This is a genomic window from Dyella soli (assembly GCF_054482295.1).
Genome location: NZ_JBTFFU010000004.1, coordinates 14,072 through 29,952 on the forward strand (window position 1 = coordinate 14,072; position 15,881 = coordinate 29,952).

Sequence of the window (15,881 nt, forward strand, 5' to 3'; positions counted from 1 at the left end):
TCAGCGCAGGAAGCGTTCCAGGCTCACACGGTAGTCCGAGTGGTCCTGGAGCGTGTTGTGCCCGGCGTCGGCCACCACCTGCACCATGGGCGCGCGTCGGAACGCGCCCAGCAAGGCCAGCGTGCGTGCGGCGGGAATGACTTCGTCCTGTTCCGCCCGGATCACCAGCACGGGGCAACGAATCGCGTTGACATAGCGCCACGATTCAAAGCGATCGCGCATCAGCGCATTCACCGGCAGCCACGAGTAGTAGCCCGCCGCCACGCGCACCAGGCTGTCGAAAGGCGTGACCAGCACGAGGCGCTCTACCGGTCGGTTCGCCGCCAGTTGCACGGCCACGCCGCTGCCCAGGCTTCGCCCGATCACGGCAATCGCGCTGTGCTTGCGCGCGACCTGGTCGAACAGCGCCTCGGCATCGTCGACCAGGGCGCGTTCGCTGGGTTCCCCTTCGCTGGCGGCATAGCCGCGATACGGCAGCAGGTAGATCGTGCGATCGGGGAACCAGCGCCCCAGGTCGGTACGGGCATCCTCGATGCGTTCGCCATTGCCACCAAAATAGACCAGCGCCTTCTCTTGCCCCGGGTTGACTACCCATCCACGAAGCCGGATGCCGTGGCTGGCCAGCTCGAAATCCGGCGGCTGCTCGACGCGCCAGCTGGCCTCGGGGTGATAGATCTGCTGCCGCTGCCCCAGGTACATGGCCGCGCAGATCCCGCCATACAGCACCACCGCAAGCGCGACCAGCACCAGCATTACTCGCAAGAACATGCACGTGCCCCCTGGCGGTCTTGATGTACGCGGTTCAGATGGATAAGCCAATGCTGAAAGCTTGCACGATGCCTTCAAAAAAGCACGCTCGGCGTTCAGATCCGGATTCCTACGATGGACTTGCCTGATCAACCTGGCGCCCGTGGCGCCGGCAGGCCACCGAGGAGGATGCGATGAAAACCCTTTCCAGCGTGTTCGTGGCACTGGCACTGCTTGCCGGCAGCGGCGCGGTTTCGGCCGGCCCGTGGCACGACCACGACGACCAGGGACGTGGCCATGACGATCGCGACCACGACCGGGGGCGCGGCCATGATGATCGCGACCACGGCCGCGGATACGACCGCGACGGCTGGCGTCGCGACGGCTGGCGTGACCACGACGATCGCGAGCACTGGGAGCGTCGTTATTACAGCGACCGCGGCTACTACGGCCACCCGCACCGCTGGGAGCGTGGCTATCGCTACGACGGCCCCATGTACATCGTGAACGATTACCGGGGTTACCAGCTGGCACCGCCGCCGTACGGTTACCGCTGGGTGCGCGACGACAGCAGCTACCTGCTGGTGTCGATCGGCGACAACATGATCATGGACATGGTCATTCGCTGACCAGCTGGAATCCGGGCCTGGCCCAGGGCGGCGCCGCGAGGCGCCGCCCTTTTTTGTGACCTGAAGCCGCAGCGCGTTGCGTCGCACAACACGACTGTCGTCAACCTCTGCCTATACTCGCCAGGACCGCCCGCAAAGGGCGGCCGCCGTGTCGGGGTGCCGGTGGCGGTCCCGACCTACGTGTTTCCACTCATGGGGAGGCTCCGATGCTGCAGCAGTTTGGCTTGTGGATCGTGCTGGCTTGTGCGGTCTTGGCAGTTCTGTATGGCGCGCTGTCGGTGCGCTGGATCTTGGCGAAATCACCGGGCAACGAGCGCATGCAGGAGATCGCAGCGGCGATCCAGCAGGGTGCGCAGGCGTATCTGAACCGCCAGTACACCACCATCGGCGGCGTCGGAGTCGTGCTCTTCCTCATCATCGGGTTCGCGCTGGACTGGGCCACGGCCATCGGTTTTGCGGTGGGTGCGATCCTGTCGGGCGCGACCGGCTATATCGGCATGAACGTGTCGGTGCGCGCCAATGTGCGCACCGCCGAGGCCGCACGCCATGGCCTGGCCGCCGCGCTCAATGTGGCCTTCCGCGGTGGTGCCATCACCGGCATGCTGGTGGTGGGGCTGGCCCTGCTGGGCGTCACCGGTTACTACATGGTGCTCAGCCACATGGGCTACGAGACCATGCATGCCCTGCATGCGCTGGTGGGCCTGGCCTTCGGCTCATCGCTGATCTCGATCTTCGCGCGCCTGGGCGGCGGCATCTTCACCAAGGGCGCCGATGTGGGCGCGGACCTGGTGGGCAAGGTCGAAGCGGGTATCCCGGAAGACGACCCGCGCAACCCCGCCGTGATCGCCGACAACGTGGGCGACAACGTGGGCGATTGCGCCGGCATGGCGGCCGACCTGTTCGAAACCTATGCCGTGACGCTGATTGCCACCATGCTGCTGGGCGGCGTCATGGCTGAGCAGACCGGTAGCAATGGCGTGCTGTTCCCGCTGGTGCTGGGCGGCGCATCCATCGTGGCCTCGGTCATCGGCACCTTCTTCGTGAAGGCGCGCGGTCCGAAGATCATGAATGCCCTTTACGCGGGCGTCGCGGTGTCGGCGGTGCTGGCCGCGATTGCCTTCTGGCCCATCACCAACCACCTGATGTCCGACTCGTCCTACGGTGTCGGCCACATCTACGGCTGCGCGCTGATCGGCCTGGTGCTCACTGGCGCCATGGTGGTGATCACCGAGTACTACACGGCCACCGAGTATGCCCCCGTGCAGCACGTGGCCCGCGCGTCGACCACCGGTCACGCCACCAACATCATCGCCGGCATCGGCGTGTCGATGAAATCGACCGCGCTGCCGGTGCTCGCCGTGTGCGCCGCGATCTGGAGTGCCTATCAGCTGGCCGGCCTTTACGGCATCGCGATCGCCGCCACTGCCATGCTCAGCATGACCGGCATGATCGTGGCGCTGGATGCCTATGGCCCGATCACCGACAACGCCGGCGGCATCGCCGAGATGGCGGAGTTGCCGCCGGAAGTGCGCGGTGTCACCGATCCGCTCGACGCGGTGGGCAACACCACCAAGGCCGTGACCAAGGGCTACGCCATCGGTTCGGCCGGCCTGGCCGCACTGGTGCTGTTTGCCGACTACACCCACAACCTCACCCAGCACCTGAACATCACCGACTTCCGCTTCGACCTGTCCAACCCGTACGTGATCATCGGCCTGCTGATCGGCGGCCTGATCCCGTACCTGTTCGGCGCCATGGCGATGGAGGCCGTGGGTCGCGCCGCCGGCGCGGTGGTGGAAGAAGTGCGCCGCCAGTTCCGCGAGATCCCCGGCATCATGCAGGGCACGGCCAAGCCGGACTACTCGCGTGCGGTGGACATGCTGACCAAGTCGGCGATCAAGGAAATGCTGGTGCCGTCGCTGCTGCCGGTGCTGGTGCCGGTGGTGGTGGTGTTCGGCTTCAAATGGCTGGGTGGCGCCGAAGCCGGCGCCCAGGCGCTGGGCGGCGTGCTGATCGGCACCATCGTCACCGGCCTGTTCGTGGCCATCTCGATGACCACGGGCGGTGGCGCCTGGGACAACGCCAAGAAATACATCGAGGACGATCACTTCGGTGGCAAGGGTTCCGACGCCCACAAGGCCGCGGTGACCGGCGATACGGTGGGCGATCCGTACAAGGACACGGCGGGCCCGGCGGTGAATCCGCTGATCAAGATAATCAACATCGTGGCGCTGTTGCTGATTCCTCTGCTCTGACCGCGGCGCGCCCGGTCACCGGCATGGTGATCGGGCGCGATCGTTTGGCCCTTGTTCTTGCTTCGCTCCCAAGCACTGTCGCCAGCTTGCCGCTTACGCAGCGGGCGTTTCGACCTCCTGCCGGAGGCCGAGTCACTTTTCTCTTGCTGGCCCACGCACGCGCAGGAGCGCGTGCGAACGGCGAAGCCGGCCCGAAGGGCGGAGGGCAGGATGCCCGGAGTCAGAGAAAAGTAACCCAAAGAGAATGGCCTGAAAGGCTCATAGCATTGCGTGAGATAGAAGCCAGAGAAGGTTGTGGAGCCCGGATTGCGACCGTCTTCGCCGACACGTAGCCGCTTCACTGCAACGCGGCACAGCGTAGAGGGCTTAAGGCGCATCGCGAAGTAATGTCGCGCTGGCCGCTTAGCGAGGAGGCGCCTGCCGCTGGCTATGGTTATTTTTACGACTGCGGCAAGACTGGCCCCTCACCCCAACCCTCTCCCACGGACGAGGGGCTATGGCGACGTCAATCGAAGCCACCCTTCTCCCTGTGGGAGAAGGTGCCGGCAGGCGGATGAGGGTTCGGCCGGAGCGAGACAGGCAAGTTGCGCAAGCCCGGCCCCCACCCCGGCCCTCTCCCCGCCGGGGAGAGGGAGCAGTGCTGAGGCACACATCACCAGGAGGGAACTTCCATGACATCCAAGCCCTCACTCTGGCTGGCACTGGCACTGGGCCTCACACTAGGCGGCATGACGCACGCCACCGACCACATCGCACCCACCGCCACCGGCCCGAATCTCTGGCTCGAGAACATCGATGGCCCGAAGCAGCTCGACTGGGTGAGGCAGCAGAACGCCGAAACCGTCAGGAAGTACGCCGACAGCGCCGAGTTCCGCCAGCTCGACCAGCGTCTCCTCGAAGTGCTCGATTCGAACGAGCGCATCCCGATGGTCAGCAAGATCGGGGAGCATTTCTATAATTTCTGGCGCGACAAGGACCACCCCCGGGGCCTCTGGCGACGCACCACGCTGGACGAATACCGCAAGGACAAGCCCGTCTGGGAAACGGTGATCGACCTCGACGCGCTGGCTACGGCGGAGCACGAGAACTGGGTATGGCATGGCGCGCAATGCCTCAAGCCGGACTACCAGCGCTGCCTGGTATCGCTGTCGCGTGGCGGCGCGGACGCCAGCGTCGTGCGCGAATTCGACCTGCCCGGCAAGCGGTTCGTCGAGGGCGGTTTCGAACTGCCCGAGGCCAAGAGCAACGTCGCCTGGAAGGACCGGGATCATCTCTACGTTGCGACCGACTTCGGCCCGGGCTCGATGACCACGTCCAGCTACCCGCGCATCGTGAAGGTATGGCGGCGCGGCACGCCGCTGTCCAGCGCCAGCGTGGTCCATGAGGTAAACCACGACGACATGACCGTGTCGGCCATGCGCGACCAGACGCCCGGTTACGAACGCGATTTCGTGACTCGGCAGATCGCGTTCTACGACACCGAATCCTTCCTGCGCGGCAAGGACGGCAAGCTGGCCAGGATCGACGTGCCGAGCGATGCCAACATCGACGTGCACCGGGAGTGGCTGCTGGTCGAACCGCGCAGCGACTGGACGGTGGGCGGCAAGACCTACCGCTCCGGCTCGCTGCTGGCGGCGAAGTTCGACGACTACATGGCGGGCCGGCGCGAGCTCACCGTGCTGTTCGAGCCCACCGAGAGCACCGCCCTGGACGGCTATTCGTGGACGCGCCACCAGCTGATCCTCAATGTGATGGACAACGTGGTCAACAAGCTGGAGGTGCTGACGCCGCAAGCGGGGCCATGGAAGCGCGAGAGCCTTGGCGGTGCGCCGGCGCTGTCCAGCATTGCCGCTGGCGGCGTCGACGACGACACCAGCGACGACTATTTCCTCACCGTCACCGGGTTCCTGCAGCCGACCACGCTCTACTACGGCACCCTGGGCAAGGGCGAGGCGCAGGCCATCAAGCACAGCCCGGACTTCTTCGATGCGTCGAAGTACACCGTGAGCCAGCATTTCGCCACCTCCAGGGACGGCACCCGCGTGCCCTACTTCGAGATCGCGCCCAGGAACCTGGTGGCCGACGGCAACCATCCCACGCTGCAATACGGCTATGGCGGCTTCGAAATCTCGCTGCAGCCGAGCTACAGCGGCAGCGTGGGTCGCGCCTGGCTGGAAAAGGGCGGTGTGTACGTCATCGCCAACATCCGCGGTGGCGGCGAGTACGGCCCGCGCTGGCACAAGGCGGCACTGAAGGCCAACCGCCTGCGTGCCTATGAAGACTTTGCCGCCGTGTCGCAGGACCTGTTCGCGCGCAAGATCACCTCGCCCCGGCATCTGGGCGCGATGGGCGGCAGCAACGGCGGCCTGCTGACCGGCAACATGCTCACGCTGTATCCGCAGCTCTACGGCGCCATCGTGAGCCAGGTCGCCCTGCTCGACATGCAGCGCTATACGCACCTGTCCGCGGGGGCCTCGTGGATGGCGGAGTACGGCGACCCGGACAAGCCGGCCGAGTGGTCGTGGATCCGGACGTTCTCGCCGTACAACAACGCCAGGGCCGGCCAGCCATATCCGCCGGTGCTGTTCACCACCTCCACCCGCGATGACCGCGTGGGTCCGGTGCATGCGCGCAAGATGTACGCGAAGCTGCAGGCGCTGGGTTACGACGCCAGCTTCTACGAAAACATCGAGGGCGGCCACGGTGCGGCGGCGGACAACAAGCAGTCCGCCTTCATGAATGCACTGGGCTACACCTATCTGTGGGACCACGTGAAGTAGCGCCCGCCTCTCGCGTAGCATGTAGGGCGCCGGCCGGTGCCGGCGTCCTGCTGATTTCGCATGAACGACCCCAAGATTCGTCCCGAACTGCGCGAGTGGATTCTCGCCACGACCCGAGCCGGGCATGGTCCGAACGAGGTGATGCGCCTCATGAAGAACGCCGGCTATGCGCTCCCGCTGAGCCGGCGCATCGTGGCGCAAGTGCTGAACATGCCGCTGGCCGCGCTCAACGCCGACATCGACAAGCCCGTGACAGGCATGCGCACGCGCCATCCCGCGGCGCCGCTGCTGAGCGTGGGCGGCCACAGCCTGCGCGTGGCGCTCAGCGTGGACGCACCGGCCATTCGCGTGCTGGAAGGCCTGCTGACCACGCAGGAATGCGACGAGCTGATGGGACAGGCCCGGCCGCGCCTGCAGCGGTCTCTGACCGTGGCCGAGGATGGCCAGCATCAGACCGATCAGCGGCGCACCAGCCTGGGCATGTTCTTCCGCATCGGCGAGACGCCGCTGGTGGAGCGCATCGAGCAGCGCATCGCCGAGCTGCTGCAGATCCCGGTCAGCCACGGCGAAGGGCTGCAGATCCTTCAATACCTGCCCGGCCAGGAGTACGAGCCGCACTATGACTGGTTCGACCCCACCCAGCCGGGCTTTGCCGCAGTCACCGCGCGGGGCGGCCAGCGCATCGCCAGCGTGGTGATGTATCTCAACACCCCTGAAGAAGGCGGCGGCACCCGCTTCCCGGCGCTGGGCCTGACGGTGACCGCCCTGCGCGGCTCGGCCGTCTATTTCGCCTATGAAGGCGGCGACCTGGATTCGCTGCATGCCGGCCTGCCGGTCGTGCGCGGCGAGAAGTGGATCGCGACCAAATGGCTGCGGGAGCGGCCGTTCCAGGTCTAGTCGAGGCCCGTGCTGCCCGTCATCGCGGCCGGCGCCAGGGCCGCGACGGCGGGCCAGACGCTGAACTGCAGCCACCCGACCGGGCCGCGACTGCTGCGATGCACCACCTTTTGCCGTATGCTTGCGGGTCTTTGCTTTTGATCAACGCCTCAAGGACACGCCCATGGGTCTGCACCTCGTCTCCGCCGGCCGCAAGGTTCCGGACGAAATCAACGTCATCATCGAAATCCCCAAGGATGCCGAGCCCGTCAAGTACGAGGTGGAGAAGGAAAGCGGCGCGATCTTCGTCGATCGCATCCTGTCCACCCCGATGCGCTACCCGTGCAACTACGGCTACGTGCCGGGCACGCTGGGCGGCGACGGCGATCCGCTGGATGCGCTGGTGATCCTGCCGCTGCCGCTGGTGCCTGGCGCGGTGATCCGCTGCCATCCGGTGGGCATGCTCAAGATGACCGACGAGGCCGGCAGCGACGAGAAGCTGGTGGTGGTTCCGGTCGAGAAGATCTTCGCCGGCTACGCGCACATCAAGGACATCAAGTCGGTTTCCGGCCACTGGCTGGAGCGCATCGGCCACTTCTTCGAGCACTACAAGGATCTCGAGAAGGGCAAGTGGGTCAAGATCGAAGGCTGGGTGGGCGCGGACGAGGCCAAGGCCGAAATCCTCTCCGGCATCGAGCGCTACCAGGCCGACAAGAAGGCCTGATCGCTGATCTTCAGGGCGCGCCGTCCCCGCGGGGCGGCGCGCTTTTTTATGCCCGCTCGGGCCAGCGACGATCGCTCGGCCGGCCCGCACAGATGGCCTTCCGGCGTGGATGCGTGATGGACGGAGGGCCGCGATGCAGCCGCCATCTGCTGCACGCTGTCGAATGCCGTGACCCACCACATCAGTACGCACACCAGCAGCACGATGATGGACAGTGCAATCAGTACGGTGCGCAGGATCACATGGTCCTTGCGGGCCGCATGGTTCGACATCGGCATGATGCCTCTCCTCTGGACGACTTGTCTGCCTGATAACGCCGCAAGCGGCGTCCCGCTGACTCAGCCCCTGGCGGGCTTTTTCTTTTCCGCGCGCGGCTTGGCCGGCTCGCCCTTCTTGCCGAGTTCATCGAGCAGCGTCGCAAGATCCTCCGCGTGCTCCTCTTCCATGGCCAGGATGTGTTCCATCATGCGGCGGGTGGTCGGATCGGCGGCGCCAAGGTACTGGATGATCTCGCGGTAGCTGTCGATGGCGATGCGCTCGGCGACCAGGTCTTCCTTGATCATGTCGACCAGGTCGTCGCCTTCCACGTAATCGGCATGACTGCGACTGAGCAGTCCTTCGGGCGAGAAATTAGGCGCGCCGTCGAGCTGGGTGATGCGCTGCGCGATCAGGTCCGCATGCCCCTGCTCTTCATTGGCGTGTTCGAGGAATTCGGCCGCCACGCTCTTGGCGTGGATGCCCTTGGCCATGAAGTAGTGATACTTGTAGCGCAGCACGCACACGATCTCGGTGGCGAGCGCATCGTTGAGCAGCTTGATGACGGTCTTGCGATCGGCGGTGTAGCCGGCGGTGATCGCGCCCTGGTCGATATGTTCGCGGGCGCGCTTGCGGATGGTCTCGATGTCGCTGACGAAGGACTTGGGTGCCATGGCGTGCCTCCGGCTGGGCTGGCTGGGCAATGCCCGGAACCGTAGGGCGAGGCATGCGAAACGCAGGTGAACGCGTCGCGAACCTGTGCACGCCGCAGGCGTCATTCCGGCACGAGCCGGAATGACGCGCGGAGCTCAGGCCTTGTGGTAAACCTCGGCGCCCTGCTCGCGGAATTCGGCGGCCTTCTCGGCCATGCCCTCTTCCAACGCTTCGATTTCACCGGTGCCGTGCTCGGCGGCGTAATCACGCACGTCCTGGGTGATCTTCATCGAGCAGAACTTCGGGCCGCACATCGAACAGAAGTGCGCGCTCTTGTGCGCGTCCTTGGGCAGCGTCTCGTCGTGGAATTCCTTGGCCTTTTCCGGATCCAGGCCGAGGTTGAACTGGTCGTCCCAGCGGAATTCGAAACGGGCCTTGGACAGCGCGTTGTCGCGCACCTGCGCACCCGGATGGCCCTTGGCCAGGTCCGCCGCATGGGCCGCGATCTTGTACGCGATGATGCCGTCACGCACGTCCTGCTTGTTGGGCAGGCCCAGGTGCTCTTTCGGCGTCACGTAGCAGAGCATCGCCGTGCCGAACCAGCCGATCATCGCCGCGCCGATGGCGGAGGTGATGTGGTCGTAGCCCGGCGCGATGTCGGTGGTCAGCGGCCCCAGCGTGTAGAACGGCGCTTCGTGGCACTTCTCCAGCTGGCGCTCCATGTTCTCCTTGATGAGATGCATGGGCACGTGGCCGGGGCCTTCGATCATCACCTGCACGTCGTGCTTCCAGGCGATCTGGGTCAGCTCGCCCAGCGTGTCGAGCTCGCCGAACTGCGCGGCGTCGTTGGCATCCGCGATGCAGCCCGGGCGCAGGCCATCGCCGAGGCTGAAGGACACGTCGTACGCCTTCATGATCTCGCAGATGTCTTCGAAGTGCGTGTAGAGAAAGTTTTCCTTGTGGTGCGCCAGGCACCACTTGGCCATGATCGAACCGCCACGCGAGACGATGCCGGTGACGCGCTTGGCGGTGAGCGGCACGAAACGCAGCAGCACGCCGGCGTGGATGGTGAAGTAGTCCACGCCCTGCTCGGCCTGCTCGATCAGGGTGTCGCGGAAGATCTCCCAGGTGAGGTCCTCTGCCACGCCATTGACCTTTTCCAGCGCCTGGTAGATCGGCACCGTGCCGATCGGCACCGGCGAGTTGCGGATGATCCACTCGCGCGTCTCGTGGATGTGCTTGCCGGTGGAAAGGTCCATCACGGTGTCGCCGCCCCAGCGGATCGACCACACCAGCTTCTCCACTTCCTCGGCGATGCCCGAGCTCACCGCACTGTTGCCGATGTTCGCGTTGATCTTGGTGAGGAAGTTGCGGCCGATGATCATCGGCTCCGCTTCCGGATGGTTGATGTTGGCCGGGATGATGGCGCGGCCGCGGGCGACTTCGTCGCGCACGAATTCGGGCGTGATCAGCCTGGGCAGGGCCGCGCCGAACGACTGGCCCGGGTGCTGGTTGAGCAGCGCGCTGTCACGCAGCGCCTCGATGCGCTGGTTCTCGCGGATGGCGATGTATTCCATCTCGGGCGTGATGATGCCCTGGCGCGCGTAATGCATCTGGCTGACATTGGCGCCCGCCTTGGCCCGACGCGGCGCGTGGGTGGCGGTAAAGCGGAAGGCATCGAGCCTGGCGTCGGTGGCGCGCTGGCGGCCGAAGGCGGAGCTCAGGTCCGCGAGCTGCTCGGTGTCGCCGCGCTCGGCGATCCAGGCCGCGCGCAGCGGCGGCAGGCCGGCGGCCAGATCCACCTGGTAATCCGGGTCGGTATACGGGCCGGAGGTGTCATACACGGTGATCGGCGGGTTTTCCTCGCCACCGAACAGGGTCGGCGTCTGCGCCTGGCAGATCTCGCGCAGCGGCACCTTCAGGTCCGGGCGACTGCCCTGCACATGGATCTTGCGCGAACCCGGAATCGGGCGCGTCACGGCTTCGGAGAGTTCCTGCGCAGCGCGCGCGAGGTCGGTGGGGAGGGCATTCATCGGCATTCGTCCTTCGAGAGGCGGGGGAACGAAGCGACGGTGCTTGACGCATACCCTGACGACTATGCGGCGAAGCTCCCTACAGCGGTACTAGCCGCATCAGGTTCGAAGGGACTCTCTCAGCCGACCACCGCCGGCACCCCCGCTTCCAAGCGGCTATTTGACCACGAAGCGGCGGGTGCCGCGAGTGCGGCACCCGGCAACGACCGGCGAACGGTCGTGAAAGGCAGGTGATCAGCGCGGCGAATAGGCGCGCAGGAACATGTCCACGCCGTCGCGGGCCGTCTGCTCCAGCTCGGCGGCATACGACTGGGCGCATTCCTCGCAGCCGAACATGCGGCGCAACAGCATCTCGCCCTTGATCAGCGAGATGAACTGCCCGGCGGCGCGGGCGGTATTGGGGATATCCAGCTGGCCGGCGTCAACCGCCTGCTGCAGGAGCCGTTTCATCAGACCATGCGTACGGTCCGGGCCCTCCTCCCACAGCAGCTTGCCGTAGCGCGGGTTGCCCTGGCGGCAGTCGCTGAGGATGGCGCGGAAGGTGCCCACGTTCTGCACGTCGCAGTCCAGCTTCACGTGGTGCAGGGCGATGCGCTCGAGCGTGGCGCGGATTTCCACGTCCGGATCGTACTGATAGGTGTCCTCCGGCATCAGATCCTGGATCTGCGCGCGGATCACTTCCCTGAACAGGTTGTCCTTGTCGCCAAAGTGACTGTAGACGGTGAGCTTGGACACGCCGGCTTCGGCAGCGACGGCATCCATGCTGGTGCCGGCAAAGGCGTTGCGGACGAACAACGCCTTGGCAGCCTCAAGGATCGCCGCACGCTTCTCCATGTCCTTGGGACGGCCGGGTCCCTGAGGCTTGGTCAGCGGGATCGTACTCATGGCAACACCTTCACAAATGGCTTCACAAATGGATAACGCAGGTTTAGTATACGCGACGGTTTAGTTATTTTCCATGGCCACGATACACGGCTTATCCCATGTCCACCACTATCGCAGAACTTTCCCTCAGCAAGGCGTATCGGCAGGCGCAGCGCGCCATGGCGGCATGGCTGGAGCGCGGCCCTGCCGGCGCACGCCAGGGCGCGTTTGGCCTGCGTACAGCCTTGGCCGGCCTCGACCCCACCGAACGCGGCCGCCTGGCCCGCTGGCTGGCCTGGCTGTCGGTGGCCGCCCGCAGTCGCGGGGAGACGCTTCCGGAAGGGCGCATCCAGCGCCTTGACGCAACCTTGCATCAGGCCATGGAAGATGCCTTGGCACGCCTGCCCGCGGGCGTGCTCGCGGCGCCAGCGAGAATCCATCGCCGAAGTGCATAGTGTCCGCGGACACCGCGCCACGCATGACTTCCGTCAGCCAAGTGCGGTGACTTCCGGCACTTCGTGCCATCCGGGCCAGGCCGCAGGCTTTGCACATTGTCGGAAGATGGCTAAGCGCTTATGCTTTTTAGCCTTTTTTCCGATCCGAACAGGATGTAAGCAAGATGGCCATGAACTTCGATCAGGCGCGACAGAACATGGTGGAAAACCAGGTGCGCCCCTGGGAGGTGCTCGATGGACGCGTGCTGGATGTGCTTGGCAGCGTGCGCCGCGAGGATTTCGTCGCCGTGGAGCATCGCCAGCTGGCCTTCGCTGACCTGAGCCTGCCGCTGGGCCATGGCGAGGTCATGATGAAGCCGGTCGTCGAAGGCCGCGTGCTGCAGGCGCTGGAGCTGACGCCCACCGATACCGTGCTGGAGATCGGCACCGGCTCGGGCTTCCTCACCGCCTGCATGGCCCGGCTCTGCGCCGGCGTCACCAGCCTGGACATCCATGCCGACTTCATCACGGCGGCCGGCGAGCGCCTGGCCCGTGCGGGCATCGCCAACGTCAAGCTGGAAGTGGGCGAGGCGATCGCCGGATGGCAGCCGGCCGGCGTGTTCGACGCGCTGGTGGTCACCGGCGCCGTCTACCAGATTCCGCAACGTTTCCTGGGCTGGCTCAAGCCCGGCGGCCGCCTGCTGGTGGTGCGCGGCGAGTCGCCCGTGCAGCAGGCGCTGCTGCTCACCCACGAAGGCAACGGTCGCTACCGCGAGGAAGTGCTGTTCGAGACCGACCTGCCCTACCTGAAGCACGCCGAGCCGCCGCGCCGCTTCGTTCTCTGACCCCATTCCCCAAACATGAGGCAACCCATGCGCTTGAAGCTTCTGACCCTCGCCCTGGCCTTGTCGGCGTTTCCGCTGGCCGGCTACAGCGAGGACTTGCTGGATGCATACCGAGAAGCACGCGCCAATGACCCGGTGCTGTCGCAGGCTGATGCCACGCGCCTGGCCGTCGGTGAAGGCGTAACCCAGGCGCGTGCGGTCATGCTGCCCCAGCTCAATGGCAGTTTTGGCGTGAGCCAGCAGTCGACCGGCTCACAGCTGTCGAGCGGACTTGCCGCCGGCGCCGGCCATACCCGCTCGCGCGAGATCTCCGCCACGCTCAATCAGTCGATCATCGACCTGAGCCAGTGGGCCAACCTGCACGCCGCGCACTCGCAGGCCTCGGCCCAGGACGCAACCTACGAAGCGGCGCTGCAGGAACTGTACGTGCGCGTCACCACGGCCTACTTCGGCGTGCTGACGAGCCAGGACGCGCTGATCTTCGCCAAGGCCAACGAGGACGCCTTCAAGGAGGCCTTCGAGCAGGCGGACCAGCGGTTCAAGGTCGGCCTCTCGGCGGTCACTGACGTCTACCAGGCGAAGTCGAACTACGAGCTGGCCAAGGCGCAGACGATTGCCGCCCAGAACACGCTCAACGACGCCCGCGAAGCGCTCACGCAGATCACCGGCAAGCCGGTCGGCGAACTGAAGAAGCTCCGCGAAGACCTGCCGTTCAACCCGCCGTCACCGTCCGATCCGGACGTCTGGGTGCAGCAGGCGCTGAAGTCGAACTCCACCATCCAGGCCCAGCAGTTCGGCGTCCAGGCGGCCGAGCACAGCATCAACGCCGCCCGCGCCGGTCACCTGCCGACGCTCAATGCGTCCGTATCGCGTGGCAAGACCACGTCCTGGCTGGAGAACGGCAGCTTCGGCAACATCGCCGGCAACGGCAATTACGGCACCACCGTGGGCCTGACCGTGACCGTGCCGATCTTCTCGGGCGGCGCCACCCAGTCGCGCGTGCGGCAGTCGATCTACCAGCGCGACGAGGCCCAGGATGCGCTGGAATCGCAGCGTCGCGCCGTGGTTCGCGACACGCTCAACTTCTATCGCTCGGTGATCGCCGGCATCAGCCAGGTCGAAGCCAACAAGGCGTCGGTGGAATCGGGACAGAAGGCACTGGAAGCCACGCGCGCCGGCTTCGACGTCGGCACGCAGACCATGCTCAATGTGCTCAACGCGATCCAGACCCTGACCCAGGCCGAGAACAGCTACTCGCAGTCGCGCCACGCGCTGGTGCTCGACCAACTGTCGCTCAAGCAGTCCGCCGGCTCGATCGACATCAAGGACATGGAGTTGGTCAACGCGATGCTGCAGTAAGGCATCAGGTCATCACCACTGCTGGAAACGACGAGGCCGGGCATGTCCCGGCCTCGTCGTTTCAGGAAAGCGGCGGCTGGACGTCTATTCCTGCAGCAGGTTGTCGATCATGCCCATCACGCGCTCGACCGCGCCGCGCTCGCTGTCGAAGACGATGCGCGCCACCTTGCCCATGCGCTCGCGTCGCGGCAGGTCGCGCAGCAGTTGCTGCACTTCGGCGCCGAGCTCCTCGGCACCATTGACCCGCGCGGCGCCACCTTCCTGGATCAGGGTGAGGGTGATTTCCTCGAAGTTGAAGGTGTGCGGACCGACCAGCACCGGCGTCGACAGGGCCGCCGGCTCGAGCACGTTGTGGCCACCGATCGGCACCAGGCTGCCGCCGACAAAGGCAAGGTCGGCCGCGGCGTAGAACGGCATCAGCTCGCCCATGGCGTCGATCACGAAGACCTGATGCGCCGCCGAAGGCACGCGGTCGGTGCTGCGCGACCCGACGCTGAAGCCGAGGCTGCGCGCGGAATGTTCCACCAGCCGGAAACGCTCGGGGTGGCGCGGGGCGATCAGCAGCAGCGCATCGGGCCAGCGCGACAGCACCTCGAGGTGCGCTTCCAGCACCGGCAACTCCTCGCCCTCGTGCGTGCTGCCGGCGATCCACACCGGCCGCAAGCGGCCCCACTGCTGGCGCAGCTCGCGCCCCTTGGCCTCGGCGTCCCACGGCACCGGCATGTCGAACTTGAGGTTGCCCGCCACCACGATCTTTTCCGCGCTGGCGCCCAGCAGGCGATAGCGCGCCGCATCGGTGCGCGACTGCGCCGCGATGCGGCGCACGCAACCCAGCGCCCGGCGCACCAGGCTGCCCAGCGGCCGGTAGCCACGCAGCGAGCGCTCCGACAGGCGCGCGTTGGCGATCATCAGGGGAATGCCGTGGCGGCGGCAGGCGAAGTAGAGGTTGGGCCAGATCTCGGTTTCCACGATGACCGCCAGGCGCGGCCGCACGCGCCGCAGGAATCGCTTCACGGCGAACGGCAGGTCATACGGCAGGTAGACGTGGAACACGCTGTCACCGAACAGCTGGCGCACGCGCTCGGAGCCCGTCGGCGTGACCGTGGTGACCACCAGCGGAGCGTTCGGGTAGTACTCGCGCAGCGCCTTCACCAGCGGCTCGGCGGCATTCACCTCGCCCACCGAGACCGCGTGCACCCACAGGCTGCCATTGACGCCGGGGCCGTCGAAGAAACCGAAGCGTTCGCGCCAGCGCTTGTGGTAATTGCGATAACGCACGCCACGCGCCAGCAGACGCAGCACGATGAGCGGCGTCACCAGGTACATGGCAAAGGTGTAGAGGAAGCGCAACGGCTGGCCCTGGAATGCGGTGCGCCAGTATATCGGGCGGCCACGAGGTCCGCCGCCGACGCGGCCGGCGCATGGC

Annotated in this window: 14 protein-coding genes and 1 riboswitch; of the genes, 8 read left to right on the forward strand and 6 right to left on the reverse strand. The window is 66.1% G+C overall.

Annotated elements, in window-relative coordinates; all coding sequences use genetic code 11:
• Positions 1-768 carry an alpha/beta hydrolase gene (locus tag ACXU4B_RS16500; RefSeq protein ID WP_131413463.1) on the reverse strand — a complete coding sequence of 256 codons (768 nt, stop codon included), beginning with the start codon at positions 766-768 and terminating at the stop codon, positions 1-3.
• Positions 769-941: 173 nt separating this feature from the next.
• Here ACXU4B_RS16500 and ACXU4B_RS16505 point away from each other — a divergent pair, with 173 nt between their 5' ends.
• From ACXU4B_RS16505 to ppa, 5 genes are all read left to right on the forward strand, one after another.
• Positions 942-1,376, forward strand: a complete 435-nt coding sequence (locus tag ACXU4B_RS16505; RefSeq protein WP_131413461.1) for an RcnB family protein — start codon at positions 942-944, stop codon at positions 1,374-1,376.
• A 206-nt stretch (positions 1,377-1,582) separates the two neighbouring features.
• Complete coding sequence (locus tag ACXU4B_RS16510) at positions 1,583-3,631, forward strand: sodium-translocating pyrophosphatase (RefSeq protein WP_131413459.1); 2,049 nt, start codon at positions 1,583-1,585, stop codon at positions 3,629-3,631.
• A 671-nt stretch (positions 3,632-4,302) separates the two neighbouring features.
• On the forward strand, positions 4,303-6,411 hold the full coding sequence (locus ACXU4B_RS16515) for a prolyl oligopeptidase family serine peptidase (RefSeq protein WP_131413457.1): 2,109 nt from the start codon (positions 4,303-4,305) through the stop codon (positions 6,409-6,411).
• Between the two features lie 60 nt (positions 6,412-6,471).
• Positions 6,472-7,308: a 2OG-Fe(II) oxygenase gene (locus ACXU4B_RS16520; protein ID WP_131413455.1), complete on the forward strand. Its 837-nt coding sequence runs from the start codon at positions 6,472-6,474 to the stop codon at positions 7,306-7,308.
• A gap of 163 nt (positions 7,309-7,471) precedes the next feature.
• Positions 7,472-8,011 carry an inorganic diphosphatase gene (gene ppa / locus ACXU4B_RS16525; RefSeq protein ID WP_131413452.1) on the forward strand — a complete coding sequence of 180 codons (540 nt, stop codon included), beginning with the start codon at positions 7,472-7,474 and terminating at the stop codon, positions 8,009-8,011.
• Here the strand turns inward: ppa and ACXU4B_RS16530 are convergent.
• The 4 genes from ACXU4B_RS16530 to ACXU4B_RS16545 form a co-directional block, all read right to left on the reverse strand.
• Positions 7,987-8,289, reverse strand: coding sequence for a hypothetical protein (locus ACXU4B_RS16530; RefSeq protein ID WP_131413450.1), 303 nt, complete (start codon positions 8,287-8,289; stop codon positions 7,987-7,989). The genes ppa and ACXU4B_RS16530 overlap by 25 nt on opposite strands.
• Before the next feature lie 60 nt (positions 8,290-8,349).
• Positions 8,350-8,940 carry a ferritin-like domain-containing protein gene (locus tag ACXU4B_RS16535; protein ID WP_131413448.1) on the reverse strand — a complete coding sequence of 197 codons (591 nt, stop codon included), beginning with the start codon at positions 8,938-8,940 and terminating at the stop codon, positions 8,350-8,352.
• Positions 8,941-9,075: 135 nt separating this feature from the next.
• The gene (gene thiC / locus ACXU4B_RS16540; protein WP_131413446.1) at positions 9,076-10,953 is read right to left on the reverse strand and encodes a phosphomethylpyrimidine synthase ThiC; all 1,878 of its coding nucleotides are present in this window, start codon (positions 10,951-10,953) and stop codon (positions 9,076-9,078) included.
• Between the two features lie 59 nt (positions 10,954-11,012).
• Positions 11,013-11,107: riboswitch (TPP riboswitch) on the reverse strand.
• Between the two features lie 80 nt (positions 11,108-11,187).
• Positions 11,188-11,838 carry a TetR/AcrR family transcriptional regulator gene (locus ACXU4B_RS16545; RefSeq protein WP_131413444.1) on the reverse strand — a complete coding sequence of 217 codons (651 nt, stop codon included), beginning with the start codon at positions 11,836-11,838 and terminating at the stop codon, positions 11,188-11,190.
• Between the two features lie 98 nt (positions 11,839-11,936).
• Here ACXU4B_RS16545 and ACXU4B_RS16550 point away from each other — a divergent pair, with 98 nt between their 5' ends.
• From ACXU4B_RS16550 to ACXU4B_RS16560, 3 genes are all read left to right on the forward strand, one after another.
• On the forward strand, positions 11,937-12,272 hold the full coding sequence (locus ACXU4B_RS16550) for a hypothetical protein (protein WP_131413442.1): 336 nt from the start codon (positions 11,937-11,939) through the stop codon (positions 12,270-12,272).
• A 164-nt stretch (positions 12,273-12,436) separates the two neighbouring features.
• Positions 12,437-13,096: a protein-L-isoaspartate O-methyltransferase family protein gene (locus ACXU4B_RS16555; protein ID WP_131413440.1), complete on the forward strand. Its 660-nt coding sequence runs from the start codon at positions 12,437-12,439 to the stop codon at positions 13,094-13,096.
• A gap of 27 nt (positions 13,097-13,123) precedes the next feature.
• Positions 13,124-14,455 carry a TolC family outer membrane protein gene (locus tag ACXU4B_RS16560; protein WP_131413438.1) on the forward strand — a complete coding sequence of 444 codons (1,332 nt, stop codon included), beginning with the start codon at positions 13,124-13,126 and terminating at the stop codon, positions 14,453-14,455.
• Between the two features lie 84 nt (positions 14,456-14,539).
• Here the strand turns inward: ACXU4B_RS16560 and waaA are convergent, their stop codons facing one another.
• Complete coding sequence (gene waaA, locus ACXU4B_RS16565) at positions 14,540-15,781, reverse strand: lipid IV(A) 3-deoxy-D-manno-octulosonic acid transferase (RefSeq protein WP_458910915.1); 1,242 nt, start codon at positions 15,779-15,781, stop codon at positions 14,540-14,542.
• Positions 15,782-15,881: the final 100 nt, after the last annotated feature.

Bases quoted from the DNA above. Each gene is read 5' to 3' on its own strand.
- ACXU4B_RS16505 (WP_131413461.1), top strand. From the start codon at position 942: ATGAAAACCCTTTCCAGCGTGTTCGTGGCACTGGCACTGCTTGCCGGC.
- ACXU4B_RS16510 (WP_131413459.1), top strand. From the start codon at position 1,583: ATGCTGCAGCAGTTTGGCTTGTGGATCGTGCTGGCTTGTGCGGTCTTG.
- ACXU4B_RS16520 (WP_131413455.1), top strand. From the start codon at position 6,472: ATGAACGACCCCAAGATTCGTCCCGAACTGCGCGAGTGGATTCTCGCC.
- thiC (WP_131413446.1), bottom strand. From the start codon at position 10,953: ATGAATGCCCTCCCCACCGACCTCGCGCGCGCTGCGCAGGAACTCTCC.
- ACXU4B_RS16560 (WP_131413438.1), top strand. From the start codon at position 13,124: ATGCGCTTGAAGCTTCTGACCCTCGCCCTGGCCTTGTCGGCGTTTCCG.
- ACXU4B_RS16545 (WP_131413444.1), bottom strand. From the start codon at position 11,838: ATGAGTACGATCCCGCTGACCAAGCCTCAGGGACCCGGCCGTCCCAAG.
- ACXU4B_RS16515 (WP_131413457.1), top strand. From the start codon at position 4,303: ATGACATCCAAGCCCTCACTCTGGCTGGCACTGGCACTGGGCCTCACA.
- waaA (WP_458910915.1), bottom strand. From the start codon at position 15,781: ATGTACCTGGTGACGCCGCTCATCGTGCTGCGTCTGCTGGCGCGTGGC.
- ACXU4B_RS16530 (WP_131413450.1), bottom strand. From the start codon at position 8,289: ATGCCGATGTCGAACCATGCGGCCCGCAAGGACCATGTGATCCTGCGC.
- ACXU4B_RS16500 (WP_131413463.1), bottom strand. From the start codon at position 768: ATGTTCTTGCGAGTAATGCTGGTGCTGGTCGCGCTTGCGGTGGTGCTG.
- ppa (WP_131413452.1), top strand. From the start codon at position 7,472: ATGGGTCTGCACCTCGTCTCCGCCGGCCGCAAGGTTCCGGACGAAATC.
- ACXU4B_RS16550 (WP_131413442.1), top strand. From the start codon at position 11,937: ATGTCCACCACTATCGCAGAACTTTCCCTCAGCAAGGCGTATCGGCAG.
- ACXU4B_RS16535 (WP_131413448.1), bottom strand. From the start codon at position 8,940: ATGGCACCCAAGTCCTTCGTCAGCGACATCGAGACCATCCGCAAGCGC.
- ACXU4B_RS16555 (WP_131413440.1), top strand. From the start codon at position 12,437: ATGGCCATGAACTTCGATCAGGCGCGACAGAACATGGTGGAAAACCAG.